Origin of the sequence: Streptomyces sp. NPDC023838 (assembly GCF_040639555.1) — a bacterium.
Taxonomy (GTDB): domain Bacteria; phylum Actinomycetota; class Actinomycetes; order Streptomycetales; family Streptomycetaceae; genus Streptomyces.
The window spans coordinates 21,933-42,472 of the sequence record NZ_JBFAAD010000004.1; the positions used below are offsets into that span (position 1 = coordinate 21,933).

Here is a 20,540-nt window from a genome sequence, read left to right on the forward strand (position 1 = left end):
GTCACTCGCTCTCGGCTTCGCCGACCCCGGCGATTACATACGACTTGTCGATCGCCTGCTGAAGGCTCGGGTTGGGGTGCAAGATCAACGGTTCGGACGCCCACTGCACGCCGGCATCATGGGCTCGATCGCGTGCGATCTCGAACAGCTCCAACGCCTCCTCGTGAGTGGACAGCTCCAGCGCATCGAGCACCGGCTCCCCGTCACGGCCGCGCTGGACCCAATCGATGCGCTCTGACACCATGAGTAGTTCGCAGCCGGAGCGCAGGTGCAGGGCAGGGGCAGCAAAGGCGAGCCGGTCGCCCAGGAGCGCAATAGCGGCCACCAGGGCCCGTGCAGCCTGCGTTAGCTCGTCGCTGACGGGACCGAAGCGCAGCATCGCCAATTTCGCCAGGCTCAGCGAGGCGCTGCGCTGTACGGAGGTGACCGAGACGCCACCCAGCCCCTCCGAAGGCGGAATCATGCCGTGCCCGAGCTCCGACATGCGCGCCCTCTTGACGCCCGCCTTCGGCTTCTCGGCGGGCGAGGGAATCCAGCCGGTCTCAGTCAACTGGACCGTCTCACCAGCCAGGTTGAGACGGTCGAAACGCCCGGCTCCCCGGACACCGGCCAGCGGCTTGATGCCGATCATCTCGGACCGATAGGCGCGAGGGATTTTCACCTGGATACGACGCTTGCGGTGCGAATCCCACGCTCCGTAAGCGAGATCGCTCGGGGCCAGACGCAGATACCCGCTCATGTCGCCGGGGCAGGCGTCGCGCAGCGCCATACCCGGCTCCGTCGCATCGAAGACAACACCCGCACCGTCGACAGAGTCTCGGAAGTACGCATCACGCGAGCGATGCGGGGCTTCCAGACTCGTCATCCGCACCGGCACCCCCAGAGACTCGGTCACCATCTCCAGATGCGGAATGAACGCGGTCTGCCGCCGAACCGCATCCAACAGAGCGGTTTCGCACCGGTTGGCTTGCGACTGCGGCTGGTCGAGAAGAACGACTTGGGTCTCAAGACCGTCCACGTACCGGGGCTCGACAAGGTGGGCGGCGGCGTTCGTCTCCTTTCCCTTCACCGTCGGAGGGGACACAGGTGTCCCGACGCCGGCCAGCGGTTCGTAGTGCGCGGTGATGCGAATCGCACCGTCTGCAGACCGAAGGCTCGCAGCGGCCAGCAACCGTTCGTAGACATCCTTCATGGCGGAACCTTCCGTTTCACCGGGGAATGTGCGTGCCTCAGCGCGACGGACGAGAACAGGGGCCAGCCGGTCGAGGCAGACGTCATGCAAGCAGCGACGAAGGCGCGCAACAACGAGCACTATCGCGGTGAAAATGACACGCTGTCAGTGCTGGTAGGTAAGGTGCCCAGCCGTTCAGCGCGAATGTTCGTGGGTGCTGTCGGGCTGAGGCCACCAGGCCGTCGTGTGGCACCAGTCTGTTGCGGGCCGTCGAGCTCGCGTATCGATGTGTGACAGAGCCCCTAACCAAGCGTCAAGAACGGGCGAAGGAACGTTCTCTGACGCGTTGTCGTTGCGCTGGATGCCACGGCACGTCATCGGTGCCGATGAACCGGGCAACGGGGGTGTTGGTACGCACGCCGTCCCTGAGTCACTCGTCTTGAGGCAAGCTAGGCGGCTGCTTTTGGCTCAACTTTGATGTGATCTGAATCACAAAGAAGGTTGTCGCTGTTCGGAGGGTCGAGTCTGCGGTGACGTCCGCGACCTGGGCCGGAGGGGCGGGACGCTGTGCGTCTGGCTGCTGTGGCTCAATGGTTCGCCGAGGATGCAGCGCGGCGTTGGCGGCAGCAAGGTTGGGGACAACACTCATCGTTTCCCAGCCTGTGACGAAGATCTTTGAATTCGGCTCTGGCTGGGGCTTGGTACGTTCTGGCGTATGACGCTGCGTTCGGTGGATCTGCGTAAAGAGCCGGTGGAAGCCGTACTGGACCGTGTGGAGCGAATGCTGGGGGCGCGCCTTGATCCCGGGACTGTGGTGCGTAAGCGCCGGTCTGTGGGGGCGCGTACGGACCGCGAGACGTGGGTGCGCGTCGAGCGGCGTGGACTCGACCGGATCGGGGTTCAGGGCGGGGACGGCACCGCGTCCGCGGAGGCCCTGCGCGGGATCGCCAAGCCGGCCTGGCGCGCCGGTGTCGCGTGGCGGGACGAGGCGGAGCCGGTGATGTGGCGGGCGGACGAGACTGGACTGCTGCCGGGTGCCCCAGTGGGCAGCGCCGTGGTGGCAAAGGACCCGGGACTGGCCGAGGAGTGGTGGGTCTCGCTGAATGCTTCACTGGAGGCCCTCGCCGCGCAGCACACGAACCGGATCGCGACACCGGATACCGAGACCCTCACGCAGGAACTGGTCACGGGAACGACCCACAGTGTCTTCCCCGGCGTCGATACGGCGGTGACCGATTGGCGTCCGGCCCATGCGGACCTCAACTGGGCGAATGTGACGGCGCCGGTGTTCTGCGTGTTCGACTGGGAGGACTGGGGCATGGCTCCGCGCGGCCTGGATGCGGCAAATCTGTGGGGGGCCTCCCTTGCCGTCCCGGCTCTGGCCGACCGCGTCCGCAGCGAGCGGCGCAGCGATCTGGCGAGCCGGGACGGCAAACTGATGACGCTGTTCGTCGCTGCGAAGATCCTTGGTCCCTACGCTGATCCCGACGACCCCCGCCTGGCGCCCGCGCGGAAGATGGCGGAGCAGCTGGTGCAGGAACTTCAGGCAAGCTGACGGGCTTTGAGGAGCTGGCGGTACTCCTGGACCACGTTCTCGTCGACCTCGTACGCCAGGGCTTCGGTCAGCTCCCGCAGGTGGTCGACGTTGTCCGTGCCGACCGCGACCGCGTCAACCCGAGGCAGGCCGTAGGCGGAGCGGAACGCGGCCTGGGCCTTCGTGGCCGGCGCGGATTCCCGCAGGAAGACCCTTGGATCGAACCGCTCCCACACCTGTTGGGCTGTACTTCCGCCAAAGGGGCTCATCCCCCAAAGCAGCGACGGACGCCACCGCGTCGCCAGGCTCTCTGCTGCTTCGAGGACATCGACCCCGACCAGTAGCCCGGCGCGGACCATGAGGACGTCAGGGCACGGCACGTCGCAGTCCACGAGCGGGCGCGGGTCCCAGGTTGAGACCCCCCAGGAACGGCAGAGCCCCGCTCGTGCGGTGTCGGCCAGGGCCGCGCACGCCAGCCCCAGCCTCCCGGTGTCGGATGCCGAGTGCTCTGGGTTGTGGAGGAACACCACATCGGGCTCGCGCCCGAGGTCCTTGACCGCCTGCTCGACAGCGGTCCGCAGTCGGGCGGGATCGACACTGTGGCCCTCGGGGAAGAACCCGACCTTGGTGGAGAGTGAGAAGTGCGGCAGCAGGTCGCCAGCCGTTGACTTCAGGATCTCGTGGGAGCGATGGCGAAGATAGTTGGACGCGGTGTCGATGCGTTTTATGCCGAGGTCGGCGGCTGCTTCGAGGAGGTCACGGGCGTGACCAGACCGGTGTAGCCCGAGAACGATTCGCCCGTCAGCGGTTCGCACAGCCCCTCCGTGATCAACAGGTCGGCCAGAGTGGTGATGTCCACGGATGCGCCGTCGAGGTAGACCGGGTGGCCCGACAGGAGCATCCGGAGACCCGGTTCTGCGCGCTCGTGGAAGGTCAGCCGCTTGCCGCCGGCGCACACTTGGACCGTGTCACCGGAACGGACGATGGAGGGCGTGAACTCGGTGACAGCCGCGACTCCGTCCGGCAGGCCGAAGGCAGCCACGTGAGGCAGATGACGTGCGGGCGGGGTACTGGACCTCAGTTCGTCCAGGTAGCGCTCGGGACTGTAGCCGGCGGCCAGGTCGCTGGGCTTGTCCGCCAGCACCGAATGCGAGGCTCCTTCCGCACTCTCCAGATTCTGGCGGAATGCCTCGTCGGCGCGGGCTGCGTCGGAGAGGAAGTTCGCCCACGTGACACCGGTCCGTCGGGTGAACCCGAACGTCACATGCAGCGAGTGACCACCGCTTCCAGAGCCGAGACGGGTGGCGGTGTGCCAATAGCCGCGGGGGATGTGCATGACGTCTCCAGCACGCATGGTGCCCTTCCACAGCACCTCCTCCGAGGGCGTACGGTTGCGTTCCGCGCCGCGGTACATCGGTGCCGGCCGGGACGGGCCGCGTACCTCCCATGATTTCTCGCCCGAGAGCTGTACAGCGATGACCTCGTGATCGTCCCAGTGCAGATGGAAGCCGTCGGTTTCGCCGACCGCGAGGTAGGCGTTCGCGGAGGTCAGTTCGCCCGACCACCAGCCCAGGGCCCGGCAGGAGACTTCCAGTGTCGGGTCGAAGAAGTCCACATGGTCCAGGACAACGGTGCCCCCGTCGTTGAGGATCCGTCCGAGGGCCGCCATGTCGGCCTGGCTCACGGCCTGCCTGCGCCGGTTGACGGTGGTGGGCAGGAACGTCGACGGGTGTATTTCGTCGCCCTGGGCATAGCAGCGCAGCTGCGGATTGGCCAAGTGGCGGCGCTTGATCAGGTCCAGCAGCTTGTGTGGGGTCAACAGCCGTTCGGGTAGCTCCGGGTCCGTGAGACGGCCGCGTGCGAACGCGGTCCCCACGGAACCCGGCCCGTCCCAGCCGAGAGCCTTCTCGATGTGGGTGACGAGCCGGTGCTCCATGGGTTCCCCTTACTCCTTCGGGAGGTTCAGGCCGCGGTTGTCGCCGTCATCGCCCGCGCTGTTCTGCGAGCTGGTGATGTCGGACCGCTCGGACTCGCTGCGGTCGTGAGCGGTCGCCAGTTCCTCGACGGCGATCAGAAGCGCGGGGCTGGTCCCCGCTTGTGCGGATGTGCTGTCTGCCATGCGCGCTCTCCTCTCGGATTCTCCCGGCCACCACCGGGCGAAGGGTCTGAGTAAACCCGTGTCCCACGCACGGCAGTAGGGTCCGATTCGGACAGGTGTGCGACTGTGTCACGCGGGGCCTCGCTTGCCAATGGCGCCACAGGCTGGTGGCTGAGCGCGCTAGGCGCTCAGCGAGGCGGCTATGTCCGGAGCGGGGCATGATGGTGGAACCGCTGATGCCCTATCCGGGGGCATCGGCCCCATGGTGAGGCCAGTAGGTGTTGCCCTCGCTGCCTTCTGACGCGTACCGGCGGATGCAGCGGCCTTCCACGGCGATGCCGCTCGTGACCGAGCACAGGCGGCCGATCAGCTGTCGCGCCAGGAAGAACCAGAAGGTCTCGAAGGTGGCCAGGACGGCGAGGCCCACCCAGAACATCGTCGTCTGCGCCGGGCAGAGGCTCATCGCCTGCGCCCGGGAAGATGCGCGGCCGGCAGCGCTGCTGCCGCCCGAGCGGGGGCTGCGTTGCGGAGTTCCGGGGCGCCAGCTGCTGGAGGTACGAGGCGACTTCCTTGGCCCTCGGTCATCTCGAAGGCGATGTCCTGCACCAGAGCGGTGGGTGCGTGTGCGGACAGGTGGAGTGCCCAGGTGGGCTGGTGGACGGCGTGGCCGCCCCAGATGGTCCATGTGGGAAGGGAGCCGTTGGTCTTCTGGGCGGCGAAGGCGTCGAACTGTACGCCGCCTTTCTCGGGGCCGGGGGCCTGCCATGCGATGTAGCGCCCGTCGATGGAGTGCTTCCAGCTTGCATCGGCGAGCGGACGGGTCGCCTCGGCGATGGCGGCCTCGTTGCCACGGGGGGACAGGAGCGGACCCCGTGCGTTCTCGGCGGCGACCGTGTTCAGCAGTGCGCTGATGATCGCGGCCGGTGTGGAGGCGGTGGCTGTGCTGTGCCACAGGCGGTCGCTCACCGGCGTTTCGTAGGCGGCGACGGTCCAGTTGATGTCGTGCGGCCCGGTCTTGTGCTCGAACTCCACGCGCAGGGTGAGGGATTCGTGGTTGGCGATGGTGGTCTCGTCGTGCGGGCGGTACTTCTCCCAGGCGGGTTGGGAGTCGAGGAAGTCCTTGAAGAGGGCTTCGTGGTCGCCGGGGTCGGCGGCGTACACCGGCACCAACTCCGTCTTCGCCGCCTGCGGCTCCACGGGCGCGTCAGCGGTGCTGGCCGACGCTGATGTCGATAGGGCGGCGATGGCTTGGGCGGTCTGCTGTTCTGTGTCGGTGGGTGGCGGCGGCCCGGGGCGTACGGCGTCGCCGTACAGGCGCTCGAAGTCGGCGATGGCTTCCTTGGGGGTGTCGTAGGTGCCGCTGACGACCCGCAGGTGGTCCTCGCCGTGGAGGTGGACGCTGTCGGCGTGCCGGTAGGTGCCCACGGCGACGGTGGTGTGGCCGTCGTGAGCGTGCAGGTGGATGACGAGGCGGCCGGAGGCGATGTCGTCGTGGATCTTCTGGGCGTCGGCGGACACGAGCCGGATCTCGTCGCGGTTGAGCCACGTCATGGGGTGGTTGGCCCAGGTCCACTCGGTGTCGATCTCCTCCTGCAACTGGACATGAACGTCCACGGGGATGCCGGCGTCGCGCAGGAGGTTGGCGGTGATGTTGGCGTAGTAGGGCTCCTCGTGGTCGATGCGGACGAGGAGCATCGTGCCGTCGTCGGCCGGCTGGAAGCCTTGCGAGGCGAGGGTGGCGCGGGCGGTGTGCAGCGTGTGGCCGGTGAGGGTGGCGACGACGGCGCTGGGGTGCTGTGGGTGCAGGGCGAGACGAACGTGCACATCGGGTGCGGTGTCGGGCATAGGGGCTCGTTTCGCCGGTCCGGGCCGACGAAGGGTCGGCCCGTACCGGGGGTTTCAGCGGGTGGCTCGGACGGGGGTTGGGGCGGTCCGCGGTGGCGGGCCGGCCCGAGGGGCCGCCGGGGTGCGGGCCGGGCGGGCGGTACGTGGCGTGGCCGGGCCGGTGGCCTGGTGCCAGCGGGCGCGCACGGCGGTCAGGTCGGCCAGGGCCCGTCGGCTGCCGGTGATCAGCTGGTGGGGGCTGTTGGCGGGGTCGTCGGTGAAGGCGGCGATGCTGACGGCGACGCTCTGCGCGCGGCTGAGCAGGGCACGCTCAAGGACCTTCTCGCCCCAGTACTCGGGGGAGCCGACCGGCGTGGAGAGCAGGGCCAGCAGGTCGGTGGGGGCGATGCCGTGTGCGAGGAGGCCGCGGTGCTGGGCTTCCCAGAGCACAGTGATCGGGTCGACTGGGTCGCCGCGATGGGTGAGCGCGGCCAGGCACTGCCATAGCGCCGCGTGCAGGGGGAGCGCGAAGTCTTCGGGGACGAGCCAGCGCATCTGGCTGGTCTGGGCGGGGTGCGCGGTCGCGGTGGCGATCAGGAGGCGTTCCTCGTCGAGGGCTTCCTCGCTGGTGTCTCTGGCAGGTGGGGGTGGTTGTGGGGTGCGGGGCAGGGAGCGGGGGTGCGGGGTGAAGCGGCCGGAGAGGTCGTCCAGGAACCGGGCGAGGGTGTCGGCCTGCTGGACGGTGGCCTTCGCGCGGTGGGGCAGGGTGGTGTCTGCTGCGGTCTGGGCCAGGCGTTCGGCGTGGAGGCGCAGGCTGCGGCGGGCGTGGTCGGCGCGGATCATCCGGGCGTACGTGGCCGCGTGGCTCGGCCAGGGGCAGACCTGGATGAGGGTATGCAGGTAGGAGGCGGTCAGCCCCGGGGCGTGCGGGTGGGCCGCGTCCAGGACGGTGTTCAGCCAGGCCGGGCTCGTGCGGTGCTGCTCGGGGGTGGGGGCCGGTGCCGTGTGCATGGCGCGGAACAGCTCGCCGTGCGTGTGGTTGGAGAAGTGGCCCTGATCCAGCGTGCCGATCTTGTCGAGGCGGTGGGGGTCCAGCAGGAGGGCGCCGAGCAGGGATTGTTCGGCGTAGTGCACGGGTGGGGGCGGCGGAAGGCCGTCCAGGTCGTCGTTCTCGTCGGCGGGGGAAGGGGGCATTAGGCGGCCAGGGTGAAGTCGTCGGGGGTGAGGGTCTTGCCGAGGTGCGGGGCGAGCAGGTGGGCTGCGAGCCGGGGTGGGACCGCGTTGCCGACCTGGCTGAAGATCTGGCCCTTGTTGCCTTGCCAGGGGTAGTCGGCGGGGAAGGTCTGCAGGATCCCGGCCTCGGCGGCGGTGATCCGGATCGGATCCGGTGCCGGGACGGTGCCGGGCGGCGTGGGGGCGACTGGTTCGGCCTGCCGCACGCACTCGTTGGCACGGTGGCCAAAGAACAAGGTCCCGGCCGACTCGTCGATGGTGCGGACGGTGGCGTTGGCCTGGTTGTTGTTGCGCAGGGTCCAGCGCCACACCGTGGGCGTTGCTCGGGTGGCAGGGTGTTCGGTGGGGACGGTTCGCTCCGCCCGGCCATCCGTCACGGGGGCGGTCGAGTTGGCGGGTGGGTGCGGTTTCCAGGTGCCGCGGTCGCGGGCATTGCTGAGGGCTTTGCGGGAGCCGGAGGGGAAGGGTTCAGGTCCGCCGCCGGGTCCGCCTCCGGCGCAGACGGTGGGTACGGGGCGGTCGGTGGCGCCCCAGCCGAGTGCCTCGGCCATGGACACCCAGCGGGCGCGGCCCGGCCCGAACAGGCTCTCCGGCTCGGCGAGTTTGGCGTGCGTGGGCGGCGGGGGCCCAGCGGCGCGGGTGCGGGAGGCGAGCAGGATCGCCCGTCGCCTGGTCTGCGGTACCCCGTAGTCGGCCGCGTTCAGGATGCCGGTCCACACGGAGTATCCCCAGGTGCGCAGGATCGCGGCGTACTGGCGCCACAGGGGCAGCACGTCGGGTACCTCTTCCATCGCGACCCACTCCGGCTGACCGTGCTGGTGCACGGCGTGCAGGTAGCGCATGGGTTCGGCGGCGAGAAGGGAGCGTTCGTCACGGCATGCGGCGAGCAACTTGGCGCGGGTATCCAGCCCCTGAGCGAGGTCGGCGACCGCCTGGTGAACCAGGGGCTGGTCGACGAGCCCGAGGCGCTTGCCGGCCATCGACCATGCCTGACAGGGGGGTGACGCGATCAGCCCGGTGATCCTGCCGAGGAACGGCCACACCGGATAGGCGGCGACATCGGTGCGGATCGTCAACTGCCCCGCTGCCGCGCGGGTTTTGCACGCCCACTCGTCCCATTCCAGGCCCACGTCCCGTACGCCGAGCACGGTAAGAGCCTGGCTCCATCCCCCCGGACCAGCAAACAAATCAAGTATCAAGAAGCCAGCCCGAAATCGTCCTGAACCGGCTCGACTTCACCGCGGCAAGCCCACGGGGAACAGCGTCGATAACGCCGTCTTCCAACTCCTGGGCATCTGCCTTGCTGTCGCCGAGTTCCTGCTGAAGGGCGGCCCATTCGGCGGCGGTCACGTGGTCGATCGGCGCCTGGTCGAGTGGCACGCGCGAGCGGAGCAGGAATGCCTCGCCGAGCAGCCGGTTGCCGGTGGCGGTGGCGGTGGCGCGCGCATTTCCCTTCCGGATGGCCGCGTCGAAGGCCACTACATCTTCCCACTCCTGCGGCGAGGAATCCCTGATATTTCGCCACTGCGCATTTCCGTGAAAAGGGCAAGTTATTGAGAATTGAGACAAGGATGTGACCTTTCGATAGGGGGTGCGGGGGTGTGAAGGGGCCGCGTGGCAAGCCCTCAAGCTGGGGCTTGCTGAACTTGGCAAGGGTGGGGCATAGCAACTTCATGGCCTTCATCGACGAGAGCGCCGCGTAGGGAGGTCGCGGGGTCTGCCTGCACTTCCTGCAGGTGGTCCCCGTAGCCTCAGCGCATGTCCCGTGATTCATTCGATTGCCGCTGCGTCCTCTGCCACGACTATGGCGACCGCGACGAAGCGGACCGGGTAGACCTGACGGTCATTGAGAACGTGCGGCAGCACGGTTGGCACGTCGTGATGGTTCCCGAGGACGAGGTCGGCCCTGGGTTTGCCTACACCGTCGGCCTGGCGCACACGTACGGTGCTCCTGAGCTCGCCATGTTCGGGCTCGACGTCCATGACATGCACCGCATTCTCAACGCGGTCGGAGGCCGGGCCGCTGGCGGTGCGGTACTGGAGGCTGGTCAAGAGCATCAGGGCGTGGTCGAGGGCCATCGATTGGTGCTCAGGGCCGTCGACTTGCGGTGGTACAGGACGTTCTTCGGGAGGGCGATCCGGTTCTACCGGCGGCCTCCTTTCCCTTTCCTGCAAGTTGCGTGGCCCGATGCGGGCGGCCGCTTCTACTGGGAGGAACAGGCTGAGGAGAGTTACTGGCATTCGCAGCCGCGGCTGTGGCTGCCCCCGGGCGACCACCCCGAGGGTGTATGGACCGCGGAACTGTGAACCACAGACCTCGCGATATGGAGAAGACCGTGGCTGCCGCGGACGGTACGGAGCTGCTCAACTACCCGGAGATGGTCCGATACGTCGATGCCGTCGTGGAAGTTCTTGACGGCTTCGGCTGTGCTCCGGATGGGCGTTGGGACGAGTCACGAGCGGTCGCCCTCTGCTGGACGGAGGGCCGCGATTCGTGGCCGTATGGGCTGCTGGTGTTCTGGCGAATGAGGGACGGCTGGCATTCTGTGCCGCTCGATGTCCACGGAGATGCTGCTGTGCACGAGGCTCAGCCGCTTCCTGACCAATGGCTGGAGCGGAACCTGGCCTGTCTGCCGACCGGCATCCGCACCGACGTAGCCGACTGGATGGATGTTCTGAGGAACGGCAACTCCCGCCGCCGGCCCAAAGCCGAACTCACCTGGAAGAACTACCTGCTGCAGGTCCGGCCGATCCTGCTGTCCTGGTCGGGGGAAACACGGAACCCTTCGCGAGATGTCCAAGGCCGAGGTCGTTGCCGCCCTCGAAGCACCGACGTCGTTCGGCGGAGACGGGCACACCCGGCTGACCGCGCTGCGTTCGCTCTTCGCTTTCCTCGAGGCCCAGCAGAAGGTTTTCGCCGATCCCGCCCCGCCGGCTGAGCCGTAACGTCACCCGCAGGCCGGGACAGGGGATCCTCACCCGCCTGCCGGCTTCCGTCCTGGAAGAAATCGGAGTGATCACGCACACCCCCGCAACGTGGCTCGTGACGGTGCTGACCGGTCACCACGCGCTCGGAGCGGTACACCTCCAGGCCCTGGCTCTGGAGGATGCCGATCTGCCCAACCGCCGGTTCACCGTCCAGGGGCAGTCCCGCCCTGTCGACGACCTCACCCGACGAGCCATCCAGCGGTACCTCGATTACCGAAACCGCAGGTGGCCGAGTACGACCAACCCCCATTTCCTGATCACTCAGCAGACTGCCCATCACGACAGCCCGGTCAGCCGGTGGTGGCTCGGACTTGCCCTGCGTGGCCAGGAAGCCAGCCTCGATCTTCTGCGGCAGGACCGGATCCTCGGCGAAGTCGAAGCCGCAGGGGTCCGCGACCCTCTGCACATCGCGGCGGTCTTCGGACTGCGACCCGATACCGCCCAGCGGTATGTCGATGCCGTCTACGGACGCCGCGACCCCACCGCGAACCTCTGAGCGCTTCAAAGGTCAACCTCAAGCTCTCACGGTCCCGAGTGCGTACGTTCGCGGTGAGGAGGATCATTGAGCCCGCCTCTACTTTCCGCGTTCTGGTGGGCGCTTTGGTACCAGGGGAGGTTCGATGCGCCGCGTGCTCGCCCTCGTGCTCTCTGGGCTGCTTGCCGCCGCAGTGGCCTGCTCGGATGAGACGGTCACCACCACGCCAGCAAGCAGCCCCCCGGTGAGCCGTACACCGGCTCAGGAAACGCCTGACACGGAGCAGCCGAGCCCCACTCAGTCCCGGGCCTCTTCCGCCACGGCGGGGAACACCCTCGATCTCACAGGCAACAATGATGGAGAGAAACTCGCCGTCACCGTTGTAAAGGTGGTCGATCCGGCGGGCGCCAAGAACCAGTACTCCAGTCCGGACGCGAGCATGCGCTTCGTGGCGGTCCAGTTCCGACTCAAGAACACCGGGACCGCGGTCTACAACGACTCTCCGAGCAACGGTGCGAAGGTCGTGGACACCCAGGGCCAGCAGTTCGACGCGACGTACGGGGACACCAACGCCGGCCCCGCATTCCCCGGCAGTGTCACCATCGCGCCAGGCGACACCGGACTGGGCTTCATCACCTTCGAGGTCTCAGTGGCCTCCAAGATCGCCAAAGTACAGTTCGCGATGAACAGCGGATTCTCCGGAAACACCGGCCAATGGACTGTGCCCTGACATCACCAGGTGCCGCGTCGTGACCTCGGTGAGGCCGCCTCATTTCCGGCATAGCAGGTATTTTGCGGAGGTCGCCGTTCTGGCCTTCACCGTGACGCCCTCCGTGAACGGCGTCTTTGTCTATCGACTGAAGCGGCGACTGACCTGCGACGTCGGCCTTCGAAACGACTTCTGAACTTGAGGGTGCACACTGGCTAAGCAGCCCTGTCGACCCCTCCAGTTCCGCCGCGTCAGCCCTTCGGTGATCCTGAACTTGTGGCCTCTAGAGGGGCATTGAAGCGAACCGGTGATGCGGATCAAGGGCGTCTTGGCGAATGCTCCCGGACGTCACCCGGAAGATTGGGATGCCTGCCGGTGTGGCTATCTCACGCTCCAGCCGGTCGAGGTGAGAATATGCGGCCTTGGGTTCCCGCTGTGTGTCCGCGAATATCGCATAGTCGATCTTCGGGAGGGCTCCCTCGGCCGACAGGCAAAGTAGCGCTGTGCTTTGAACGCCGGCGCCGGGAGAAAGTGCGCGAAATGCGGGCTGTGTCAAAAGGGGTTCCGATCAGAAGGGGCGGGGTCGCAAGAGGGGAAGGGATTTCAGCGCCCGCGCACCGCACCGGCGGGCGGCGGGGTGAAATGGTGCGGCAGAGAGGCGGGCTGGGCGAGGGTCCTGGCCGCACGCTGGGCGCGGCGGGCGCTGTCGAGGGCGCCGAGGTAGTACGGAAGGAGCCGGTCCTGCAGCCGCCAGGCGGCGCGGGCCGGGCTGGCGGGAACCGTGATGCACGGAGGCGCGAGCATGCGGTCGGTGATGTCCTCGTGCAGGTCGTCGGGGATGAGCGGGCAGACCAGCACGCGCTCGGCCCGGTGGGGCAGTAGATACAGGCCCTGCCCGTTCGGGCCAGTCAGGACGGCGTCGGTGACGGGCTCGAACCGGGCGAGGGAGGGGCGCTCGTCGAACGGGGTCCAGACCCGGTCGGTGCGGGCATGGCGGTGGTCCGGTCCCGAGTGGTGATGGAGCCCGGCGGACCAAAGGCCAGGAAGCCAGCGGGCCAGGGCGGGGGCGAACTCGGCGAGACTTACGTGGGAGATGGACAGGTCCTTCGGTGTACGGGGCAGGGCTAGGTGGCCGCACCGGAGGCGGGCGGGACGCGTCGCGTCGGCGGGTGGTTGAGTCATGCCCGGAAGCGGTGCCGAGAGGCGGGTGCGACAGCCGGTGCTGGCGCGGTGGTGAGCTTCGGCGCCTGTTCGGCCGCAGGTTGCGGCGCGGACGTAGAGGAATCGAGGACGGCGGCAACGTCCGCGACATGCCGGGTGCAGGCGAGAGCCTGCTGGTTCGTTGCGGCGTGAGTGATGGCCCGCAACGTGACGTCGGGGTCGCTGTTGCCGCATTCCAGGCAGCAGCGGTGGCCGGGGTTCCAGTCGTCGGGGACGTTGTGGATCTGTGTCATAGGCGGTTCCAGGTGTGCTGACGCTCGGCGCGCAGATGCAGAGGGACGTGCGGGAAGCCGAGCGGAACGAGGGCGAAGGGTGAGTTCTATGCGGCGGGGCCGTAGTCGGACTTCCTGGGCGCGGCCTTGGCGACGGCCCGCTCGGTGATGCCCGCCGAGGCGCGGGCCGAGGCGGCGGACAGCTCGTCGGCGCCGGGCTCGAGATACCAGGGGCGCAGGTCGAGCATCGCGGCCCGCAGTCCGGTCGCGAACACGAGCGCGGTGCCCTTGGGCAGGGCACGGATGGCGTCGGCGGCCAGGATCCGCTCCTGCCGCATCGACACCGACGTGCTCTTCCCGGACTCGGAGTGCGAGGTGGAGGTGGTCTCGACGTCGTGGTCGCCGATCAGGCGGCTCAGTTTGTCGGCGAAGTCCGGGTCGTCGATTCCGCTCCCGATCACCTTGATCGTGGAGGCGGACCACATGGCGTCCATGCCGGCGTCTGACCACACTTTCTGGCCCTGCCGGTAGGACTGCAAGATCGTGATCGGGATGATCCCGCGGCTGCCGAGGTGGGAGTACAGGTCCGGCAGGTCACTGATCTTGCACACGTTCGCGGCCTCATCGAGGATCGCGAGCATCGGCGGGTCCAGACGCCCACCGGCGCGCTCCGCCTGGGCGGTCGCCGACCGCATGACCGAGTCCGCGCACGCCGCGATGAGGGCCGAGGCGCCGCCCCCGCCATCCTTCGACAGCAGGTAGAGCGTGTCCTTCGAGGTGACGAAGTCGGCCGGCCTGAACTCGGGGACGTCCTTCTGCGGGGTCACCCAGCGGGCGATCTCGCTGTTGAGGAGGGCTGAGGCGTACTGCCTCGCGGTCTCGTAGATTCCGTCCCTCGTTTCGGGCGGACCTTCCACGGTCCCTTTGAGCTGGGCGGCGACCGCGGCGAAGCCGTGGTCACGCAAGACGTCCAACGGAGTGCGGTCGGCGGGGAAGGCGAGCCATTGCATGACGTCCGTGATGGGCCGCTCGTCGAGCGCGGCAGCGAGGAAGAGCTGGCTGAGGATGTTGCTGCCGGCCTTGGACCAGAAGTCGCCCTGCGGGGAGGCGTCGACGCTCGCGGCCAGGAAGTGGCCAGCCAACCGCCCTGCCCCGTCCAGGGACTTGGCGTCAGCGAGGGGGTTCCACCACATCTCGCGGGCAGCATGAGCGATCTGCTGGGGGTCCATCGACCACGTCCGGCCGACAGCTGCACGCGCGTCGAGGGTGGCCGTGTAGGCGTCGCCGGCGGCCTTGTTGGAGGTGAGCAGGACCGGGCCGGGCGCGTTGAGGATGGAGGGGATCGCCAAGCTGGTGGTCTTACCGGAACGCGGCGCCATGATGGCAACGGCGACGTCCTCATACCCCATGCGCACCTCGTACTTCGTGCCCTGGAGGTTGCCGAGGAGGATGCCGGTGTCACGGGCGTCGATGTGCTTGGTGTTTTTCAGGCTCGGGCGCAGCGAGCGGGCTTTGGAGGTGATGGCCTTGGCCATCAGCGGCTCGATGTCGGTGTGCTTGGCCATGCCGTCGATGCGCTTCTTGCGCCCGCCGCTGGTGTCCTTGTGCCGCGTGTAGAGCACGGCGGCAGTGATGCCGAGCGCGATCAGCACGGCGCCGGGCAGGATCCGCGTCCCGATCAGCAGGGACGTTTCTCCCAGGTCGGGCCAGAGCTGTTCGGGGTGCAGGAGGGCTTGAACGGGCTGGTAGGGGGCGCCGTGCCCGGAGTCGGTGGCCCAGGCGGTGATCTGTCCGCCGAGCCAGGCGAGGTTGGACAGGGGAACGCCGACGGCGAGCGCTCCGAGAAGGACCTTGAAGACGATGTCGGTCGCGTCGGTGGACTTGGTGGAGGGCTGGGGCAAGAGGGCGGTTCCAGAGGGGGAGTTGGGTACTGGCTGGTCAGCGGGTCCGGCGCGGCTTGGGCACGTTCAGCGAGGAGGGCGCAGCGGCTGGTGGCGGAGGGGTGCGCCGCTGCGCGAGGGCGGTGGTGCGGCGTTCCAGCGCGAAGGCGAAGGTCTCGGCGCTGATCTGGCCGGGGCTGATGCGACCGTGGGTGGCGGCCAGGTGGGGCACGCCGTGCGGTTCCCGGACCAGGTGCGTCTTGTCGGCCAGTGCGCCGAAGAGCGCCGAGACCAGGTGGGGCGGGGTGTTGCCGTACACGTACGCGCGCCAGATGGAGGGGAGGTGGTGGACGGAGGTCTCGACGATCCAGCTGGCGGTGCGGCCGTCTTCGTGGACGGTGAGGTCGACGCGGGGCCAGGCCGTCGGATGCGGTCATGCCCTGGGGAGAGGTGTGACCGTCGTGGTGGCGGGGAGCGTGCCAGCCTGCCGCGCGCAGCGTCTCGTACGGGTCGCCCGACACCATCGGCCGTGGGCCTGAGGCGGTGAGGGCGTCGGTGACCGCAGCGATGATCTCGACCGGAGTGTGGGCGTCGAAGGTCATCGACCAGGCCCGCTGGTCACCGTGGTGCGCATGGCGCAGGGTCCACCACGGCTCGGCCGGTCCGGGTCGGGGGCGATGCGCAGCTGGGCGAGCTGGTCGGGGCTGGTCAGGATGACCCGGGGCACCAGCGGGTCCTCGGCGGTGCTCCAGTGGCAGGCGCGGTGGAGCGGGACGGTGACCCAGGCCGGGTCGCCGGGGCCGGCGAGGTAGCGGGGCGCGACCAGGACCACGTCGACGTCGTGCGGCAAGCCGGTCACCTCCGGGCCGACGCAGACGGCGCCACGGCGGGAGCCGCAGGGCGTACGTGCGTCGTGGCCGAGGTCAGGGCCGGTGGGCGGAGCGGGTGGTCCTGGGCGGCGGCCTGGATTTCGAGGAGAGCCTTGCCGTGACTGGCCCAGTCGTCGAGGTAGGACCAGGCTTCCTCGTTGCGTTCGGCGAGCGCGTCGTCGTACGCGAAGCTGCCCGGCCGGGCGGACGGGGGCAGCGCGTCACGGGCTTCGAGCCATTGCTGCTGCAGCGTGCCGAGCTGCTTGAGGGCGTCATCGAGGACGCCCAGCTGCCAGGGCCAGCGGGACTGGAGGTGCGCGGGGTTGAGCTGCTGCACCTGGACCTCGGCGGTGGCCAGCAGTTCCTTGGCGAAGGAGCGGACGCGATTGAAGGACCGCCAGGTGTCCGCGTCGCGTTTGACGGCACGACGGCTGTGCTCGTCGTCGTCGAGGGGCCAGCCGTCGAGGTCACTGTGCTCCTCTCGCCAGGCGTCGAAGTCGGCGAGGATCTGCTCGCTCTCACGCAGGAAGGCGGCGAGCTGGTGCAAGCGCTCGCGGTGAATCTCATTGGGGGCGGGGGCAGTGGGGGACAAGAACGCTCTCAGACGGATGAAGGAACAAGGGCGGGCGGTGAGCCGGGCGGCAGCGCCGCCCGGCTCGCTCAGCGGGCCCGGCCGGGGGCGGGAGCGACCGGTGCGACGAGGGGCACCGGTGAGGCCGCGGTGAGCGCGGCCGTGCGGCGGGCCTTGCGCGCGGCGGCACGCATCGCCTTGAGCCGCACCTCGTGCGCAGCGGCGAGCTGCTCGTCCTGCGGGCCGCGCTGTTCCTGGGTGACCAGGTGGGAGTGCGGCACGTCGTACATGCCGCGCTGCACGGGCCCGGCGTCGGCCAGGGCGCTGGCGAATGTGGCGATCAGGTGGGGCGGCGTCTGCTCGTCGAGGTAGGCGTGCCAGATGCGCTGAAAGCCTCCGCCGCCGGTGGGCAGGGCGGCTTGGGCCCGCCAGTGGAAGGTCTCACCCGGCTCGACGGACCATCGTTCCAGGCTGAGGATGCCGTCGGGGTGGCGGGCGATCTCGTTGCCGTGTTCGTCGCGCTCGTAGGACCAGCCCGCCGCGGTCAGCGGCGACCAGATCGGCGGCGTCTGCGCGGGGGCGGGTTCGAGTAGCGCGTCGGTGAGGGCGGCGAGGATCTCCACGGGAGTGTGCGCGCCGAACTCGGTGTACCAGCGCCGGCCGTCTTCTTCCTGGCCGCGGATACGCCACCATGCCCCGTAGGGCTCGGGGTCGGGCTCCAGCACCACGGTGTGCCGGTAGTCGGGGCTAGCCAGCAGGACGTGGGGGAAGGCCGGGTCGGAGTGGTTCGCCCAGCCCGCGGCCCGCAGTGCCTGGGTGATGTGCCGGGGATCGCCGCGTCCGGCCAGATAGCGGGGCTGGGTCTCGAACCAGATGGTGTCGTGCGGGGCGTTGGCGCGGGTGGAGATGTAGGGGCGGGTCACTGGGCGGCTGGCGCCTCTACGGTGAGGTCGAATTCATGACTGCCCAGGTGGCGAATGTCCCGGTGCAGATCATGGCAGTCGGTCACTTCGGGGGCGGCTGCTCGCATCCTGGCGATGATGTGGCGGATCTCGACGGGCCGCGGCAGGAGCGCGTATCCCTCGATGAGGCTGGCGGTGGAGCGCAGGATGTTGCCCAGCGCCATGGGTACCCCGGAGTCCTCGTCGAGGACCTGAGCCAGAACCGTCCGGGCGTCGCAGAAGGACGATGGCTCACGGAGATACTCGTCGACCTCATGCAGGACGTGGAGGGCCTCGGAGATCTCGTCGGCGCTCGGCGCACGACGGGCGGGGCTCATCGGCCGCTCGCTGGAGCGGTGCGGCCGGTGTTCAGGCGCTGTACGTCCCAGTGCAGAACATGCCAGTCCGTGACTTCCTGGGCAGCTTCGCGGAAGGCGTCCATGACCAGGCGGGTCTCGTCGGGCACGGGGAACGCGGCCTGCTGGCCGATGAGGTGCTCGGTGCAGCGCAGGGCGCTGCCGAGCAGGATCGGGACGCCGTCGTCCTCGTCGAGCAGCGGCGCGAGGAGCGGCAGTGCGTCGTCGAGCGGGGGATGCGTTCGCAGGTAGGCCGCGAGGTCGGCGAGGGTGCTCGTGGCCTGGCGGACCTGGTCGGGGGTGGGGGCATCGGGTGCGCGGTGGGGCAAGTCGGGGTGCTTTCGGTTTGAGGCCGGGATGGCCGGAGTGCTGGTCAGCGGCGGGTTCGGGAGCCTGCCTGGGCGTACGGGCCGGCGGCGGGCGTCTGGCGTCGGGGCCGGGTCGTGGCCCAGGAGTTGCGGGCCCAGGTGGCGGCGCGGGCGGCTCGGATGCGGGCCTGCTGCCAGGCGGACAGCTCCTCGGGCCGCACCGACACGGAGGTGGTGCGGATGCGGGTGGAGGGCGGCACATGCCCGCGCGGGCGCATGACCTGCTGCGGGTCGGCCAGCGCGGTGCTGAACGCCTGGACGAGGTGCATCGGGGTGGAGGCGGTGAAGGAGGCGTCCCAGATCCGGCCGTGCTCGTTGCGGGCCCCGGCCCACCACAGAGCCTCGCCGGGCTTGGACTGGTGGAACTGCATCCACGCGCCGCCGTCGGGGCTCATGGCGGTGAAGTGCTGGCCCTGCTCGGTCTGCCAGCGCTGTTCCTGCAGGGGAGCCCACACGTTGGGCGCGTGCGCGGAGCGGGGGCGGGTGAGCGCGTCGGTGAACCCGGCGACGATCTCCACGGGCACCTGGCGGGTGAAGGTCGCGTGCCACGCTTCCTGGCCGGGAGCGGCCGTCCCGGAGATCGTCCAGCCGCCGGGCTGGACGTGCGGGTCGTATCCGATGCGGACCGCCTTGTCCGGGCTGTCGAAGACCAGCGGCCCGCCGGTCCTGGACCTGTCGTTCCAGCCGGAGGCGCGCAGGAACTCGCTGACGTAGCGGATGTCGCCGCCGCCGGCGAGGTAGCGGGGCTCGACCAGGTAGTGCTGTTCGGCTTGCTGGGCGCCGGGGCCCCAGCCGGTCCACTGCTGCTGTTTCACCGGCTTCTCCTGACGACCATGGCGGAGGCGACGGGCGTGGGCGGCAGGGTGCTTGCCGTGGAGGGCGGTGTCCCGAGCTGCTTGATGGCGTCGGCGTGCTCGTCAAGATCCATGCCGACGCTGTGGAGTTCGTTGGCGGCCCGGCCCATCGCCAGCCACACCATGGGCGGGAGCATCCCTCGGTGGGGCTGGCTCTGGGCGAACCGGGAGCCGGTCTCCACCAGGTGCGTCACCCCGGTCAGGAGCCCGTTGTCGATGTCGAGGACCTCGCTGAGGATCTCGGACGCCTGGAGCGGGGTGGCCTCGGTGAGGCACTCGTCCAGGACCCTCAAGCGAAAGGCGATGTCCTTGGCGAGGTCTGCGGCGAAGTTGAACTGGTTGGTCATGGGCCTCCGTAGGGCGAGGGCGAGGAGTGGTCAGCCGAGGCGGCCGAGGCGACCGGCTTCGCTGAGGGTGGCTTCGGGGCGGGCGCCAGCCAGAGAGATGGGGCGCTCCGTGCTGCCGACGGCGACGGCGCGCAGGTAGCGGCGGAACAGGGCTGCGGCCAGGCGCGGCTTTCGCGCGGCGGTGATGGGCGGGGGCGTGCGGTCGAGTGCGGGGATGTGCGGTCTCTCTCGGGTGGCGGGGCCGGCCCCTTTGCAGGGGTCGGCCGAACAGGATGGTCAGGGGGAGCGACGGGAGCGGTGGCCTCTGGCGGAGGGCGATGTCGCAGGGGCTGGGGCCGGTGGCGACGGTCGCTTTGAGGCGCGGGCGGATGGGTAGGCGGTGCCGCCGAAGTACGTCGACGTCGCACTCGTCGGCGAGCGTCAGGGACGGGGGCTCCGGGGCGTTGTGGTTCACCGCCGGGCGGAGTTGGCGCGCCCGGGGGCCTTGGACGCGGGCCGGGCGCCAGCCGGAGGTGTGGCGGTGGGGTGGCGGTGGTTGCGGATGTCCGCGACCGCCTCCTGGTAGGCGGTGGGATCGAAGAGGTCGTCGGGGATGTTGACCACGTATCCGGCCAGAAGCAGGGAGGGCAGGGCCCGGGTGGCGGCCTTCTCCTGCTCGTCCTCGCTGAGGTGGCCGGGGACTTCGTGCCAGACATAGACGGGGCCAGCCGTCACCGTGGTCCTGCGTTCCAGGCCGAGGGCGTCGAGCAGGGCCAGGAGCTGCTCGGGCGCACCGGTGGGGGTCTCGGCGTAGACCGTGTCGGTCAGGGGCTTGCGGTAGATCTCGACATCGCTGCCGTAGTCGTCGGCTCTGTTACCCACGGGCGGGGCTTCTCCCTTCTGATGGGGC

General features: G+C 69.1%; 24 protein-coding genes and 3 pseudogenes. 5 read left to right on the forward strand and 22 right to left on the reverse strand.

Features of this window, described 5'->3' with window-relative positions; translation table 11 throughout:
• Position 1 precedes the first annotated feature (1 nt).
• Entirely contained in the window at positions 2-1,192 is a 1,191-nt protein-coding gene (cas7u, locus tag AB0G17_RS06320) for a type I-U CRISPR-associated RAMP protein Csb1/Cas7u (RefSeq protein ID WP_361376353.1), read from the reverse strand.
• Positions 1,193-1,886: 694 nt separating this feature from the next.
• On the opposite strand from cas7u, the gene AB0G17_RS06325 reads away from it, so the two are divergent.
• On the forward strand, positions 1,887-2,726 hold the full coding sequence (locus AB0G17_RS06325) for a hypothetical protein (protein ID WP_361376356.1): 840 nt from the start codon (positions 1,887-1,889) through the stop codon (positions 2,724-2,726).
• On the opposite strand, the gene AB0G17_RS06330 is transcribed toward AB0G17_RS06325, so the two are convergent.
• The 8 genes and pseudogenes from AB0G17_RS06330 to AB0G17_RS06365 all read right to left on the reverse strand — a co-directional run.
• Positions 2,714-3,520: an aldo/keto reductase gene (locus AB0G17_RS06330; protein ID WP_361376359.1), complete on the reverse strand. Its 807-nt coding sequence runs from the start codon at positions 3,518-3,520 to the stop codon at positions 2,714-2,716. The genes AB0G17_RS06325 and AB0G17_RS06330 overlap by 13 nt on opposite strands.
• Positions 3,430-4,641: a cupin domain-containing protein gene (locus AB0G17_RS06335; RefSeq protein WP_361376362.1), complete on the reverse strand. Its 1,212-nt coding sequence runs from the start codon at positions 4,639-4,641 to the stop codon at positions 3,430-3,432. Before AB0G17_RS06335 ends, AB0G17_RS06330 begins: the two co-directional genes overlap by 91 nt.
• A 9-nt stretch (positions 4,642-4,650) precedes the next feature.
• Positions 4,651-4,824 (reverse strand): hypothetical protein, encoded by a 174-nt coding sequence (locus AB0G17_RS06340; protein WP_361376365.1) that lies wholly within the window; start codon positions 4,822-4,824, stop codon positions 4,651-4,653.
• Positions 4,825-5,044: 220 nt separating this feature from the next.
• Entirely contained in the window at positions 5,045-5,266 is a 222-nt protein-coding gene (locus AB0G17_RS06345) for a hypothetical protein (protein WP_361376368.1), read from the reverse strand.
• Positions 5,263-6,648, reverse strand: a complete 1,386-nt coding sequence (locus AB0G17_RS06350; protein ID WP_361376371.1) for a DUF317 domain-containing protein — start codon at positions 6,646-6,648, stop codon at positions 5,263-5,265. Before AB0G17_RS06350 ends, AB0G17_RS06345 begins: the two co-directional genes overlap by 4 nt.
• A 54-nt stretch (positions 6,649-6,702) precedes the next feature.
• Positions 6,703-7,821 (reverse strand): DnaB-like helicase N-terminal domain-containing protein, encoded by a 1,119-nt coding sequence (locus AB0G17_RS06355; RefSeq protein ID WP_361376374.1) that lies wholly within the window; start codon positions 7,819-7,821, stop codon positions 6,703-6,705.
• Positions 7,821-9,059 carry a DNA cytosine methyltransferase gene (locus tag AB0G17_RS06360; protein ID WP_361376377.1) on the reverse strand — a complete coding sequence of 413 codons (1,239 nt, stop codon included), beginning with the start codon at positions 9,057-9,059 and terminating at the stop codon, positions 7,821-7,823. The genes AB0G17_RS06355 and AB0G17_RS06360 overlap by 1 nt, the downstream gene beginning before the upstream one ends.
• Positions 9,056-9,414, reverse strand: a pseudogene (locus AB0G17_RS06365) (hypothetical protein); the annotation flags it as partial. The pseudogene AB0G17_RS06365 and the gene AB0G17_RS06360, both read right to left, overlap by 4 nt.
• A 204-nt stretch (positions 9,415-9,618) precedes the next feature.
• Here AB0G17_RS06365 and AB0G17_RS06370 point away from each other — a divergent pair.
• The 4 genes from AB0G17_RS06370 (at position 9,619) to AB0G17_RS06385 (ending at position 12,053) form a co-directional block, all read left to right on the forward strand.
• A complete protein-coding gene (locus AB0G17_RS06370; protein WP_361376380.1) occupies positions 9,619-10,167 on the forward strand; it encodes a DUF4262 domain-containing protein in 549 nt (182 codons plus the stop codon).
• Positions 10,168-10,653: 486 nt separating this feature from the next.
• Positions 10,654-10,806, forward strand: coding sequence for a hypothetical protein (locus AB0G17_RS06375; protein WP_361376383.1), 153 nt, complete (start codon positions 10,654-10,656; stop codon positions 10,804-10,806).
• Positions 10,807-10,873: 67 nt separating this feature from the next.
• Positions 10,874-11,344, forward strand: a complete 471-nt coding sequence (locus AB0G17_RS06380) for a hypothetical protein (protein ID WP_361376386.1) — start codon at positions 10,874-10,876, stop codon at positions 11,342-11,344.
• A gap of 124 nt (positions 11,345-11,468) precedes the next feature.
• Positions 11,469-12,053: a DUF4352 domain-containing protein gene (locus AB0G17_RS06385; protein WP_361376389.1), complete on the forward strand. Its 585-nt coding sequence runs from the start codon at positions 11,469-11,471 to the stop codon at positions 12,051-12,053.
• Between the two features lie 265 nt (positions 12,054-12,318).
• Here the strand turns inward: AB0G17_RS06385 and AB0G17_RS06390 are convergent.
• The 13 genes and pseudogenes from AB0G17_RS06390 to AB0G17_RS06450 form a co-directional block, all read right to left on the reverse strand.
• Positions 12,319-12,588: pseudogene (locus tag AB0G17_RS06390) on the reverse strand (hypothetical protein); the annotation flags it as partial.
• 47 nt (positions 12,589-12,635) lie between these two features.
• Entirely contained in the window at positions 12,636-13,214 is a 579-nt protein-coding gene (locus tag AB0G17_RS06395) for a hypothetical protein (protein WP_361376392.1), read from the reverse strand.
• Entirely contained in the window at positions 13,211-13,486 is a 276-nt protein-coding gene (locus AB0G17_RS06400; protein ID WP_361376395.1) for a hypothetical protein, read from the reverse strand. The genes AB0G17_RS06395 and AB0G17_RS06400 overlap by 4 nt, the downstream gene beginning before the upstream one ends.
• An 86-nt stretch (positions 13,487-13,572) precedes the next feature.
• The gene (locus tag AB0G17_RS06405) at positions 13,573-15,366 is read right to left on the reverse strand and encodes a TraM recognition domain-containing protein (RefSeq protein ID WP_361376398.1); all 1,794 of its coding nucleotides are present in this window, start codon (positions 15,364-15,366) and stop codon (positions 13,573-13,575) included.
• A gap of 37 nt (positions 15,367-15,403) precedes the next feature.
• The gene (locus AB0G17_RS06410; protein WP_361376401.1) at positions 15,404-15,664 is read right to left on the reverse strand and encodes a hypothetical protein; all 261 of its coding nucleotides are present in this window, start codon (positions 15,662-15,664) and stop codon (positions 15,404-15,406) included.
• 277 nt (positions 15,665-15,941) lie between these two features.
• Positions 15,942-16,244 (reverse strand): annotated as a pseudogene (locus tag AB0G17_RS06415) (hypothetical protein); the annotation flags it as partial.
• Positions 16,201-16,761 (reverse strand): hypothetical protein, encoded by a 561-nt coding sequence (locus AB0G17_RS06420; protein WP_361376404.1) that lies wholly within the window; start codon positions 16,759-16,761, stop codon positions 16,201-16,203. The pseudogene AB0G17_RS06415 and the gene AB0G17_RS06420, both read right to left, overlap by 44 nt.
• Positions 16,762-16,874: 113 nt before the next feature.
• A complete protein-coding gene (locus tag AB0G17_RS06425) occupies positions 16,875-17,708 on the reverse strand; it encodes a DUF317 domain-containing protein (RefSeq protein ID WP_361376407.1) in 834 nt (277 codons plus the stop codon).
• Positions 17,705-18,064, reverse strand: a complete 360-nt coding sequence (locus AB0G17_RS06430; protein ID WP_361376410.1) for a hypothetical protein — start codon at positions 18,062-18,064, stop codon at positions 17,705-17,707. The genes AB0G17_RS06425 and AB0G17_RS06430 overlap by 4 nt, the downstream gene beginning before the upstream one ends.
• The gene (locus AB0G17_RS06435; RefSeq protein ID WP_361376413.1) at positions 18,061-18,411 is read right to left on the reverse strand and encodes a hypothetical protein; all 351 of its coding nucleotides are present in this window, start codon (positions 18,409-18,411) and stop codon (positions 18,061-18,063) included. Before AB0G17_RS06435 ends, AB0G17_RS06430 begins: the two co-directional genes overlap by 4 nt.
• Before the next feature lie 44 nt (positions 18,412-18,455).
• Positions 18,456-19,265, reverse strand: coding sequence for a DUF317 domain-containing protein (locus tag AB0G17_RS06440; RefSeq protein ID WP_361376415.1), 810 nt, complete (start codon positions 19,263-19,265; stop codon positions 18,456-18,458).
• On the reverse strand, positions 19,262-19,651 hold the full coding sequence (locus tag AB0G17_RS06445; RefSeq protein ID WP_361376417.1) for a hypothetical protein: 390 nt from the start codon (positions 19,649-19,651) through the stop codon (positions 19,262-19,264). The genes AB0G17_RS06440 and AB0G17_RS06445 overlap by 4 nt, the downstream gene beginning before the upstream one ends.
• A gap of 450 nt (positions 19,652-20,101) precedes the next feature.
• Positions 20,102-20,512, reverse strand: coding sequence for a hypothetical protein (locus AB0G17_RS06450; RefSeq protein WP_361376420.1), 411 nt, complete (start codon positions 20,510-20,512; stop codon positions 20,102-20,104).
• Positions 20,513-20,540 lie beyond the last annotated feature (28 nt).